The following is a 12,749-nucleotide window of genomic DNA, read 5'->3' as shown; positions in this document are numbered from 1 at the left end:
AAATGGCAAAAGCCGCCGTTCCGGTTCGACATTTTTGTAAAAACCAGGCAACCGTCTTTTACGTTTTTGTAAAACAAATCAGCCGTTTGCCGCCATTTCCCACCAGCATACCAGTTGGCATGATTTTTGCTACATTATTACAAAAATGTGGAAACAACCCAATTCAGGAGCTGATATCTATGGAAAATAATGCGGTTCGACAGCAAGGCGGCTACCCGGTCCAGACCTACGGATTGTATCATTCGGAAAACGAACATGATGCCTGTGGCGTCGGCCTGGTAGCCGATCTGAACAATATTCCCAGCCATCAAATCGTCCTCCACGGCTTGACGGTGCTCAAGAACCTGATGCACCGGGGGGCGGCCGGCTGCGACCCGGAAACCGGTGACGGCGCCGGATTGCTGCTGGCGCTGCCGGATCAATTTTTCCGCCGCGAAATTCCGCAGCTCCCGCCGCGCGGCCAATACGGCGTGGCGATGATCTTCGGCGGCGTCGGCCAGGCGGAAATCGAAGCGATCGTCGCCGGCAAAGGCGGCCGGGTCATCGGCTGGCGAACCGTACCGGTGGACAAGTCGGCAATCGGCCGGAGCGCCCGGCAAACCTGTCCGGAAATCCGGCAATTGTTCATCGGCGGAGAGACGTTCGAGGATCAGGACGTCTTCGAACGCAAGCTGTTCGTCATCCGACGGCTGATCGAAAAACAACTGCCCGGCAATTACATCTGCAGTTGTTCGAGCCGGAGCATCGTCTACAAAGGCCTGCTGCTGGCCACCCAATTGGAGCATTTCTATACCGATCTGGCCGATGAGCTGTTTCAATCGCCGCTGGCGCTGGTGCACCAGCGTTACAGCACCAATACTTTTCCGACCTGGAACCTGGCGCATCCGTTCCGTTACCTGGCCCATAACGGCGAAATCAACACGCTGCGCGGCAATCTCAATCAACTGGCCGCCCGGGAACCTTACCTGCAGAGCAATCTGCTCGGCGACGACATCGCCGATCTGCTGCCGCTGATCACTCCCGGCCAGAGTGACTCCGCCAGTCTGGACAACATGTTCGAGCTGCTGCTCGCCTCCGGCCGCAGCCTCTGCCATACGATGCTGATGCTGATTCCGCAGGCCTGGGGCAAGAAATACCATATGGGCCGTGACGTCCGCAGCTTCTTCGAATACCATTCCGCCCTGATGGAACCATGGGACGGTCCGGCCGCCGTCGCGTTCTCCGACGGCGTCAATGCCGGCGCCATCCTCGACCGCAACGGCTTGCGTCCGGCCCGTTACACCCTGACCGCCGACAACCTGTTCGTCCTCGCCTCGGAAACCGGCGTGCTGGATCTCCCGGCCGCCCGGGTGGTCGCCAAAGGCCGGCTGAAACCCGGTGAAATCATCTATTGCGATCTGGAAAATCACCGGCTGATCCGAGATGCCGAAATCAAAAACCTGGTCGCCCGGCGCCGTCCCTACCGCCGCTGGGTGGAGGAGAACCGCATTTCGGTGCACGGGCTGTTCTCGACTTTGACGCCGTCGGAACCGAAAGCCGACCTGCTGGAACGCCAGAAATTGTTCGGTTACAGCCGGGAAGATCTCGAACTGATCCTGAAACCGATGGCGGCCAACGGCCGCGAACCGATCGGTTCGATGGGCAACGACGCGGCGCTGGCGGTCCTGTCGGAACGGCCGCAACTGCTGTTCAACTACTTCAAACAGTTGTTCGCCCAGGTGACCAATCCGCCGATCGACCCGATTCGCGAAGAGCTGGTCATGAGCCTGACCACTTATATCGGCAACCAGGGCAACATCATGATCGAAACACCGGAACACGCCCGATTGATCAAACTGCCGAGGCCGGTGCTGACCAACGACGAACTCAACCGGCTGCGCCAGGTGCATCAGTCCGGCTTTCAGTCCGGCACGCTGCCGCTCGGTTTTGCCAACTCGCTGGCGGAAGCGCTCGACGAACTGTGCAATGCCGCCATCTCCATGGTAAAAAACGGCAAACGCATCCTGATTCTCAGCGACCGCGAGCTTTCCAGCGAGATGGCTCCGATTCCGTCGCTGCTGGCGGTCGCCGCCGTCAACCGGGCACTGGTCCAAACCGGCATTCGCTGTGACGCCGGGCTGATCGTCGAATCCGGAGAAATTCGTGAAATCATGCATTTTGCCCTGCTGCTCGGCTACGGCGCCACCGCAATCAATCCTTATCTGGCGCTGGAAAGCGTCGGCGACCTTGTCCGGCGCGGTGAAGTGCCGGCCGACGCAGTGACCGCCGCCGGCAATTACATCAATGCCGTCGACAAAGGATTGCTGAAAGTGATGTCGAAAATGGGTATTTCGACGCTGCGCAGTTACCGCTCCGGCCAACTGTTCGAGGCGGTCGGCCTGGACCGCAGCGTCATCGACCGCTACTTTCCGGGAACCGCCAGCCGGATCGGCGGCATCGACCTGCCGGCTATCGAACAGGAAATCAAAAAACGCCTGGCCGAAATCCGCCGGGAGTCGGCATTGCTGCCGTCCGGCGGACAATACCGTTACCGGCAGGACGGCGAGCAGCACCTGTGGACGCCGGGTAGTCTGTCGACCTTCCGCCAGGCGGTTCAGAACAACGATCCGGCCAAATATCGGGAATATGCCGCATTGATCAATCAACAGGCGGCCCACCTTTGCACGCTGCGCGGCCTGTTTGAATTCGCGCCGGCGCGGCCGGTACCGATTGATGAGGTCGAAAGCGTCGAAGCGATCGTCCGCCGTTTCGTTTCCGGCGCGATGTCGCTGGGCTCGCTGAGTCCGGAAGCCCATGAAGCGATTGCCGTTGCGATGAACCGCCTCGGCGCGATGAGCAACTGCGGCGAAGGCGGCGAAGATCCGGCGCGTTATCAGCCAGGGCCGGACGGCGAAGACCGCTGCAGCGCGATCAAACAAATCGCCAGCGGCCGTTTCGGCGTCACCATCGACTATCTGCGCCACGCCAAAGAGCTGCAGATCAAGATGGCCCAGGGCGCCAAACCCGGCGAAGGCGGCCAGTTGCCCGGCCACAAGGTGGACGAATTCATCGCCCGCATCCGCCATTCGATGCCGCAGGTCAGCCTGATTTCGCCGCCGCCGCACCATGACATCTATTCGATCGAGGATCTGGCCCAACTGATCTACGATCTGCGCAACGCCAATCCGCAGGCCCGCGTTTCGGTGAAGCTGGTCTCGGAAGTCGGAGTCGGCACCGTCGCCGCCGGCGTCGCCAAGGCCCATGCCGACGTCGTGCTGATCAGCGGTCACGACGGCGGTACCGGCGCCTCGCCGCTGACCAGCATCAAACACGCCGGCCTGCCGTGGGAGCTCGGTTTGGCCGAAGCGCAGCAGACGCTGGTTTTGAACCAGCTGCGCGACCGGGTCAAGCTCCAGGTCGACGGCCAATTGAAAACCGGCCGCGACGTCGTCATCGCCGCACTGCTCGGCGCCGAAGAGTTCGGTTTCGCCACGACCATTCTGGTCTGTCTGGGCTGCGTCATGATGCGCAAATGCCACGAAAACAGCTGTCCGGTCGGGGTCGCCACCCAGGATCCGGCTTTGCGGAAATGTTTCAAAGGCAAACCGGAATATATCGAGAATTTCCTGCGGCTGCTGGCCCAGGAAGTGCGGGAATATCTGGCGCAGCTTGGCTTGCGTTCCCTGTCGGAAGCGGTCGGCCGCAGCGATCTGCTGCTGGTCAATCAGGCGATCGATTTTTACAAGACCAGAAATCTTGATTTCAGCGGCCTGCTGACGCCGGCCGCCGGCGGCGAAATACGCTATCAGCCTACCACCCGGGAACCGCTGGTCAATTTCGACCGGACGGAATTGCTCGGCGCGCTGCAGCCGGCGCTGACCGCTGGCCAGCGGCAGGAATTGGCCAGGACGCTGCACAACATCAACCGGACGGTCGGCACTGAATTGTCCGGTGAAGTCGACAGCCGTTATGGCGCCGCCGGCCTGCCGGAAGACAGCATCAAGGTACATTTCTCCGGCTGTGCCGGCCAGAGCTTCGGCGCATTTCTGGCCCCCGGCATTACCTTTGAGTTGTCCGGAGAAGCCAATGACTTCGTCGGCAAAGGTTTGTCCGGCGGCAAAATCATTATCCGGCCGCCGGCCGACGCCGCCTTTCCGGCCGCCGGCAACGTCATTGCCGGCAATGTCATCGGTTACGGCGGCACTTCCGGCACCATTCTGCTCGCCGGCCAGGCCGGGGAACGGTTCGCCATCCGCAACAGCGGCATGACGATGGTCGTCGAAGGCATCGGCGACCACGGTTGCGAATACATGACCGGCGGCCGGGTCGTCGTACTCGGACCGACCGGCGTCAATTTCGCCGCCGGCATGACCGGCGGGCTGGCCTATGTGCTGGACGAGACCAACGATTTCGATTTGCGCTGCAATCCGGAAACCGTCGACCTGGAAACCATCGAACCGCATTCGGAAGACGAACAGGAACTCCTGAGGCTGCTCCGGCTGCACCAGCAGGCGACCGGCAGCCGGAAAGCGGCTGAAATCCTCGAAGATTTCGAGAACCGCCGCAACCAGTTCGTCAAAGTATTCCCGGTCGAATACCGTCTGGCGCTGGCCCAGCGGAACAATCGCTGAACAATGAATTACCGCCATAAGGAGCAAACCTGATGAAAACGATGGAACGAATTACCGATATCTACCGCCCGATTTCCGTCCGCCGCCACGACTACGCGGAGGTGGAACGACCGCTGACGCCGGAAGAAATTACCGGCCAATCGGAACGCTGCCTCTCCTGCGGCATTCCCTTCTGCCACGGCCTGGGTTGTCCGCTCGGCAACATCATTCCGGAAATGAATGCCGCTGCTCATGCCGGCGATTGGCGCCGCGCCTGGGAGCTGCTGCATCAGACCAGCAGCTTTCCGGAATTCACCAGCCGGGTCTGTCCGGCGCTGTGCGAAGGCGCCTGTACCTGCGGGCTCAACGAACAGCCGGTAATGATCCGCCAAATTGAAAAGGCCATCATCGAAAACGCCTTCGAATGTAACTGGGTCAAGCCGGAGCCGCCGGCTCTGCGCAGCGGGCGGCATGTCGCCGTCATCGGCAGCGGTCCGGCCGGACTGGCGGCGGCAGTCGCATTGAACAAGGCCGGCCATATCGTTACCGTTTTTGAAAAAAGCCGACAGCCGGGCGGCCTGCTGCGCTACGGCATCCCGGACTTCAAATTGGCCAAAGAGGTCATCGACCGGCGGCTGAAACTGTTGCGCCTGGCCGGTATTGAATTCGAATGCGACTGCGAAGTCGGCAAGGATTTGGCCGCCGATTACCTGCGCCGCCGGTTCGATGCCATTCTGATCGCCTGCGGCACACCGGCGGCCCGCGACCTGCCGGTGCCGGGACGGGAATTGGCCAACATTCATTTCGCGCTGGAATTTCTGACCGCCCAGAACCGGGTCAATGCCGGTGAATTGGCCCAAACGCCGATCAGCGCCGCCGGCAAACGGGTGGTGGTAATCGGCGGCGGCGACACCGGCAGCGACTGCGTCGGCACTTCCTGGCGGCAAGGCGCCGTCGACGTGCTGCAAATTGAACTGCTGCCGCAACCGCCTGAACAGCGCTCCACTTCGACGCCGTGGCCGGATTGGCCGTATCAATTGCGCACCTCATCCAGCCACCGCGAAGGCGGCCAGCGGCGCTGGAACTTGCTGACCAAGGCGTTTCTCGGCGGCAACGGCCAGGTGACGGCGCTGGAAACAGTTCATCTGGAATGGGAACTGTCCGCCGCCGGCAAGCCGTTGAAATTCCGGGAATTGCCCGGCTCGACCGAACGGATCGAAGCCGATCTGGTACTGCTGGCGATGGGTTTTACCGGTGTGCCGGCCGAAGGGCTGGCGGAACAATTGCAATTGTCAATCGGACCGCGCGGCATTCTGAATGGCAATCCGGCCGACGGCGTTTTCGTCTGCGGCGACGCCGCCTGCGGCCCGTCGCTGGTCGTCCGCGCCCTTGCCGACGGCAAACGGGTCGCCGATCAATTGAACAATTATCTGGGAGGAACGTTGGAATCATGAAATTTTCGAAATGGCAGGGACTCGGCAACGATTTCATCATCGTCGAGCCGGGTAAAAATTCCGGCACCGATTTCCAGGGGCTGGCGAAACGGTTGTGCGACCGGCATTTCGGCATCGGCGCCGACGGGGTGGTGACTCTCCGGCCGCTCGGCGGCACGGCATTCGAAATGCGCATCTTCAATGCCGACGGCAGCGAAAGTGAAATGTGCGGCAACGCAACCCGTTGCGTCGGTCTGTACATCAAACAGCACAAGCTGGCGCCCGGCAATGTGTTCGGCATTCACACCCCGGGCGGCATCATCCGGCCGAACGTCCAGGAGAACAATACCGTCCGGGTCGACATGGGCGTTCCCCGGCTGAAACGCGGCGAAATCCCGGTCGCCGGCGAAGCCAACCGCGACGCCTTGGAATTGCCGCTGCAGATCGGCTCACGTTGTTTCATCGGCACGGCGGTATCGATGGGCAATCCGCATGTCGTCATTTTCGTCCCGAACATCAATACGGTCAAACTGGCGGACTGGGGCGCCAAAATCGAATGTCTGGACTGTTTCCCCAACAAAACCAACGTCGAATTCGTCGAAGTCATCAGTCCGCAGATGGTACGAATGCGGGTCTGGGAACGCGGCTGCGGCATCACGCTGGCCTGCGGCAGCGGCAGTTGCGCGACGGCAGTTGCCGGCGTCCTGACCGGCCGCACCGGCCGCAATGTCACCATTTTACTGGACGGCGGCGAACTGCAGATCGAATATTCCGCCGCCGACAACCACGTCTACATGACCGGCCCGGCCCGGGAAGTATTCACCGGCGAATATCTGGAAAGGTATTGAGCTATCATGTTTGAAATCAACCAAAATTATCTGAATTTATCCGGCAATTATCTGTTCAGCGCCATTCAGCAGAAGGTCAAGGCGTTTCTGGCGGAACAGCCGGACGCCGATTTAATCCGTCTCGGAATCGGCGATGTGACCTTACCGCTGACGCCAACGGTCATCGCCGCGCTGCATCAAGCCACCGACGAGATGGCCCGCCGGGAGACGTTTCACGGCTACGGGCCGGAACAGGGATACGAATTCCTGCGCCAGGCCGTCGCCGACCATGAATACCGGGCCCGCGGTCTGGACATCGCCCCGGCGGAAATTTTCATCAGCGACGGCTCCAAATGCGATGTCGGCAATATTCAGGAAATTTTCTCCGCCGGTTGCATCGTCGCCATCAGCGATCCGGTTTACCCGGTTTATCTGGACAGCAACCTGATGGCCGGGCGGCGGATCGTCTACCTGCCGTCGACCTGTGAAAACCGTTTCTCCCCGGCCCTGCCGTCCGAACCGGTCGATGTCATTTATCTCTGTTCTCCGAACAATCCGACCGGAACGGTCCTGCCCCGGGAAGAGTTGATCAAGTTCGTCGATTATGCGCGCCGCCACCGGGCTTTGCTGCTGTTCGACAGCGCCTACAGCGATTACATCCGGGAACCGGGTCTGGTGCGTTCGATTTACGAGATACCGGGCGCCGACGAGGTGGCCATCGAATTCAAGTCCTTTTCCAAAACCGCCGGCTTCACCGGGCTGCGCTGCGCCTATACGGTCATTCCCCGGCGACTGCAATATGGCGGCGTTTCACTGCACAGCCTCTGGAACCGCCGGCAATGCACCAAATTCAACGGGGTAGCTTACATCGTCCAGCGGGCCGCCGCAGCCGTTTACACGCCGGACGGACGCCGGGAAGTAGCCGGCCTGATCGACTACTATATGACCAACGCCGACTTGATCCGTTCGGGCCTGGAACAAGGCGGGTTTGAGGTCTATGGCGGTAAAAACGCTCCATATATTTGGTGGAAACTGCCAAATGGATTTGATTCAATGCACTTTTTTGATAAATTATTGTCAACCTGCCGGATCATCGGTACACCGGGAGTCGGATTCGGCAAAGAAGGAGAAGGTTATTTCCGTCTGACCGCTTTCGGCGACCGGGACCAAACCCGGGAGGCGCTGAATCGCATTGCGGAGGCGCGCGACATTTTGTAACAAATCGAAAAAGACAGGATTGAAGATGAATAAAAATCTCGGAATTGAAATCACCGTCCTGGAAGAGATCAGTTCAGCCGTCGTCCACGAACGCAATGTTGACGAACTGTTGAACAAAATTCTGGCGGTGCTCAATCTCCGCATGAATATGTTGCGGGGCACCTTCACGCTGCTGCAGGGCGACACGCTGTCGATCGAAGCCTCCCACGGCATCGACAGCAGTGAAAAACAGCGCGGCCGCTATCATCTCGGCGAAGGAATTACCGGACACGTTGCGGAAACCGGCAAACCGCAGATGGTGCCGGACATCGCCAGAGACAGCCGCTTCCTCAACCGGACCGGGGCGCGCAAGGAAACCGGCAAAATCGCCTTCATCTGCGTGCCGATCATCCATATGGAACGGGTCATCGGCACGTTGAGCATCGACCGGCTGGTGACGCCGGAAACCGATCTCGAACGCGATCTGATGCTGCTGGAAATCATCGCCAACATCACGGCCGAAGCGGTGGCGGTCTGCCTCAAGGAACACGAAGAACGCCAGTCTTTGCTGGAAGAAAACCGCCAGTTGCGCGACCTGCTCAACGGCAATCCGGGCGAATTGATCGGCAACTGCCGGACGATGCGCGCCATTTATGCGCTGATCCGCCAGGTGGCGCCGAGCGATGCGACCGTGCTGATCCGCGGCAGCTCCGGCACCGGCAAAGAGCTGGTGGCCCGAGCCATCGTCAATCTGAGCAACCGCAAGGACAAACCGTTCGTCACATTGAATTGTGCCGCGCTGCCGGAAAATCTGGTCGAAAGCGAATTGTTCGGTCACGAAAAAGGCGCCTTCACCGGGGCGGTTTCCCGGCGGATCGGCCGGGCCGAAGCGGCGGACGGCGGCACACTGTTTCTGGACGAAATCGGCGACTTGAGTCTGCAGACCCAGGTAAAATTGCTGCGCTTCATTCAGGAACGCACCTTCTCCCGGGTCGGCAGCAGTGCGGAACTGCGCTCGAATGTCCGTTTCCTGGCGGCCACCAGCCGCAACCTGGAGGAACTGATGTCGCAGAAAAAATTCCGCGAAGACCTCTATTACCGGCTGAACATCTTTCCGATCGTCATGCCGGATTTGAACAAACGCCGCTGTGACATCATCCTGCTGGCGGAACACTTCATCGCCAAGCACAATCTGCGTTACAATAAAAAAGTCGTCCGGCTGTCGACCCCGGCGATCAACATGTTGATGGCTTATCACTGGCCCGGCAACGTCCGGGAACTGGAAAATTGCATCGAACGGGCCGTGCTGACCGCCACCGACGACTGCATCCACGGTTACAATCTGCCGCCGTCGCTGCAGACCGGCAAGGAGTGCGGTTCCGAACTGCTGCCGGAAGGCGGCAACGCCTCCTTCAACACGATGGTGGATTCTTTCGAACGTGAACTGATCGTCGAAAGTCTCAAGCGCCACCACGGCAATATGTCGGCGGCCGCCCGGGAACTGGGCTTGTCGCCGCGGGTCATCCATTATAAAATCGGCCGCCTCGGCATCACGCCGGAGTGGTACGCCGACCACGACGTCAAATAAATCCGGAGCGGAAAGATGTTCGGTTTCTATCGCCTGGCGGCCGCCATCCCGCAATTGCGTTGCGGCGATGTCGTCTACAACCTCGCCCAGTTGCAAACCCTTTACCGCCGGGCCGCCGAGCTGGGAGCCGCAGCAGTGGTCTTTCCGGAATTGTCGATCACCGGCTACACCTGCGGCGATCTGTTCCAGCAGGAGCGGCTGCAGCGCCGGGCGCTGGAAGCGGCATTGACGCTGGCCGAAACGACCGCCGGCAGCGGCACTGTCGCAATCTTCGGCCTGCCGGTCGTCTGCCGGGAGGCCCTGTTCAATACCGCCGCCATAGCGCAGGGCGGTAAAATCCGCGGCCTGGTCCCGAAGTCGTATCTGCCGAATTACCGGGAATTCTATGAAAAACGGCAATTTACCTCCGGCTTCCAATTGGCGGAAACGGAATTTCAACTGGAAGGCCGGACCGTTCCGTTCGGCCTTGACCTGCTGTTCGAGGCGGCCGGAACGCCATTCTGTTTCGGGGTCGAAATCTGCGAAGATTTGTGGAGCGTCCTGCCTCCCAGTTCCACGCTGGCGCTGCGGGGCGCCCGGCTGCTCTTCAATCTGTCGGCCAGTCCGGAACTGGCCACCAAGGCGGCTTATCGCCGGGAATTGGTCAGGCAGCAAAGCGCCCGGACCCTGAGCGCTTATGTCCTGGCGGCCGCCGGCGTTCACGAATCGACCTCCGATGTCGTTTTCGGCGGCCAGGCGCTCATCGCCGACAACGGCCGGCTGCTGGCGGAAAATCAGCGATTCCAGCGCCGGAATGACCTCATCGCCGCCGATGTCGATCTCCAGCGGCTCGGCGCCCTGCGCCGTTCGGAAAGCTCCTTCCTGGAGGCGGTGCCGCTTGCCGCAATTGCAGTGCGGCAAATTCCGCTGGGGCCGGTTCCGGCCGCGCCGGACATTACCCGGGCATACAATCCGCCGCGGCCTTTCGTCCCGGCCGATTCCGCCGACCGCCACCAGCGCTGCCGGGAAATTCTGGCGATTCAGGCCGCCGGCCTGGCCGGACGGCTGGAACACACCGCCGCCGCCGGTTTGGTGGTCGGCGTCTCCGGCGGCCTGGATTCCACGCTGGCCGTATTGGTCGCGGTGGAAAGCTGCCGGCTGCTCGGCAAACCGGCCGATACGGTGCTCGGTGTCACGCTGCCCGGCTTCGGTTCGACCGGCCGCACCCATGACAATGCGGTGAAGTTATGCCGCTACCTGGGCACTGCATTCCGGGAAATCGACATCCGGGCAGCCTGCCGGCAGCATTTTGCCGACCTCGGCCATGATCCGGAATGTCACAATGTGGTCTATGAAAACGTCCAGGCGCGCGAACGCACCCAGATCCTGATGGACCTGGCCAATCAAACCGGCGGCCTGGTGGTCGGCACCGGCGACCTGTCGGAAATCGCCTTGGGCTGGAACACCTACAATGGCGACCACATGTCGATGTATGCCGTCAACTGCTCCATTCCCAAAACGCTGATCCGCTACCTGATCGAAACGGTTGCGCAGGAAGCGCCGCCGGATCTGGCGGCAGTGCTGGACGACATCATCGCCACGCCGGTCAGTCCGGAATTGTTGCCGCCGTCGGCGGCAGGAACTATTCAGCAGGAAACGGAAAAATTGATCGGCCCCTATGAGCTGCACGATTTCTTTCTCTACCATTTCCTGAAGTACGGCGCCGAACCGGACAAAATCGCCTATCTGGCCCGGCAAGCCTGGCATGACCGTTATCCGGCCGAATTCATCGAAGCGACGCTGCGCACCTTCCTCAAACGCTTTTTCCGGCAGCAGTTCAAACGCAACTGCATGCCGGACGGGCCGAAAGTCGGCAGCATCGCGCTGTCGCCGCGGGGGGATTGGCGGATGCCGTCGGAGGCGATGGCCAGTCTCTGGCTGGAGTGAGGGAAATCGGAAAGTTACCGGTCACCAATCATCGTATCGACCGCCTCAATCACCTGCCGCGGCGTGATCTCCCGGATGCACCGGGCCGAACCGTTCGGACATTCCCGCTTGAAGCAGGGTGCGCAGTCGATTCCTTCAAACAGCAGTCCCCAGTGGTCCGACACCGGGCCGGTCGCCAGATAATCGGTCGGGCCGAACACCGCCACGCCGGAAACGCCCAGCGCCGCCGCCAGATGCATGACGCCGCTGTCGTTGGCGACACAGCATTTCGATCGCCGCAGCCAGCCGACCAGCTCGCCGAAGCTCGTCCGTCCGGCCAGATTCCAGGCGACGCCGGCCGGCAGCCCCTCGACGATCTCCCCGCCGATTTTCACCTCTTTGCCGCTGCCCAGCACCGCAATTTGTCCGCCCCGCCCGATCCACATTTCGGCCACGGCGCGGAAATATTCCGACGGCCATCGTTTGGCGGCCCCGTAAGCGGCGCCGGCCGCCAACGTCATGAGCGGTTTGGAAGCAGTTAACTGCGGCCACTTCGCCGGCGACAGAGGTTCGACGACAAACTCCGGAAAGCTGCCGTCCCAAGCCGGGGCACCCAGAGCCGCCACCATCGCCAGATATTTGTTGGCATGATGCAAGGCATTGAGTTCGCCGCTCCGGCGCGGCGGAAATGCGAAAGAACGTTCCAGCAGCCAGGAGCGGCCGCGCGCTTTGGCGCCGTAAATACGGCTGATTCCGGCCAGCCGCAACTGGAGGACGTCGCGCAGGGAATTGGTGAACATCACCGTCAGCGACGGCTGCAGCGCGGCCAATCGGGCACGAAAAGTCCTCGACCAGCGGCGATGCGCCGCTTCCGGCGTCAAAACGTCGTCCACCAGCGGCAAAGCCTGAAAAAAATCCTTCAACCCCGGCGGGGCGATCACCATCAGCCGCTGTCCCTCTTTCAACAGCATGCGCAACTGCTTGAGCGCCGGCAACGTCATCACCGCGTCGCCAAGCCAATTGGGCGAACGCAACAAAATTCCCCGGCCGCCCGATACGTCAACCGGCTGCACCGCAAAGACCGGCGCCGGCGCCAGGTCGGCAATTCGCTGTTGAATCAAAGTGCTCACTGTTTCCATCCCGTCCGTTGTCGAATTTCATCCTCTTACCATACACCGGAATCGGAAACAAATCAACCTGAACACCGCTT

The 12,749-nt window shown here is 60.9% G+C and carries 7 protein-coding genes; 6 read left to right on the top strand and 1 reads right to left on the bottom strand.

Translation table 11 applies throughout. The annotated features are described in order from the left end of the window. The first annotated feature begins 179 nt into the window (after window positions 1-179). Genes gltB through HWX74_RS19340 form a run of 6 tightly spaced genes read left to right on the top strand, consistent with a single transcriptional unit; the run spans window position 180 to window position 11,560 of the window. Window positions 180-4,610: a glutamate synthase large subunit gene (gene gltB, locus HWX74_RS19365; RefSeq protein ID WP_176015193.1), complete on the top strand. Its 4,431-nt coding sequence runs from the start codon at window positions 180-182 to the stop codon at window positions 4,608-4,610. Window positions 4,611-4,642: 32 nt separating this feature from the next. Beyond that, the gene (locus tag HWX74_RS19360) at window positions 4,643-6,043 is read left to right on the top strand and encodes a glutamate synthase subunit beta (RefSeq protein ID WP_176015192.1); all 1,401 of its coding nucleotides are present in this window, start codon (window positions 4,643-4,645) and stop codon (window positions 6,041-6,043) included. Beyond that, on the top strand, window positions 6,040-6,870 hold the full coding sequence (gene dapF, locus HWX74_RS19355; protein WP_176015191.1) for a diaminopimelate epimerase: 831 nt from the start codon (window positions 6,040-6,042) through the stop codon (window positions 6,868-6,870). The genes HWX74_RS19360 and dapF overlap by 4 nt, the downstream gene beginning before the upstream one ends. A 6-nt stretch (window positions 6,871-6,876) precedes the next feature. Continuing rightward, complete coding sequence (locus tag HWX74_RS19350) at window positions 6,877-8,067, top strand: LL-diaminopimelate aminotransferase (protein ID WP_176015190.1); 1,191 nt, start codon at window positions 6,877-6,879, stop codon at window positions 8,065-8,067. Between the two features lie 25 nt (window positions 8,068-8,092). Next, the gene (locus HWX74_RS19345) at window positions 8,093-9,634 is read left to right on the top strand and encodes a sigma-54-dependent Fis family transcriptional regulator (RefSeq protein ID WP_176015189.1); all 1,542 of its coding nucleotides are present in this window, start codon (window positions 8,093-8,095) and stop codon (window positions 9,632-9,634) included. A gap of 15 nt (window positions 9,635-9,649) precedes the next feature. After that, window positions 9,650-11,560, top strand: coding sequence for an NAD(+) synthase (locus HWX74_RS19340; RefSeq protein ID WP_176015188.1), 1,911 nt, complete (start codon window positions 9,650-9,652; stop codon window positions 11,558-11,560). A 14-nt stretch (window positions 11,561-11,574) separates the two neighbouring features. Here HWX74_RS19340 and waaF read toward each other — a convergent pair whose 3' ends face one another. After that, window positions 11,575-12,669, bottom strand: coding sequence for a lipopolysaccharide heptosyltransferase II (waaF, locus tag HWX74_RS19335; RefSeq protein WP_176015187.1), 1,095 nt, complete (start codon window positions 12,667-12,669; stop codon window positions 11,575-11,577). Window positions 12,670-12,749 lie beyond the last annotated feature (80 nt).

The organism is Victivallis sp. Marseille-Q1083, assembly GCF_903645315.1.
Lineage (GTDB): Bacteria > Verrucomicrobiota > Lentisphaeria > Victivallales > Victivallaceae > UMGS1518.
Note: the sequence above shows the minus strand (reverse complement) of the source record. Positions and strands in the feature narration are given on the sequence as shown.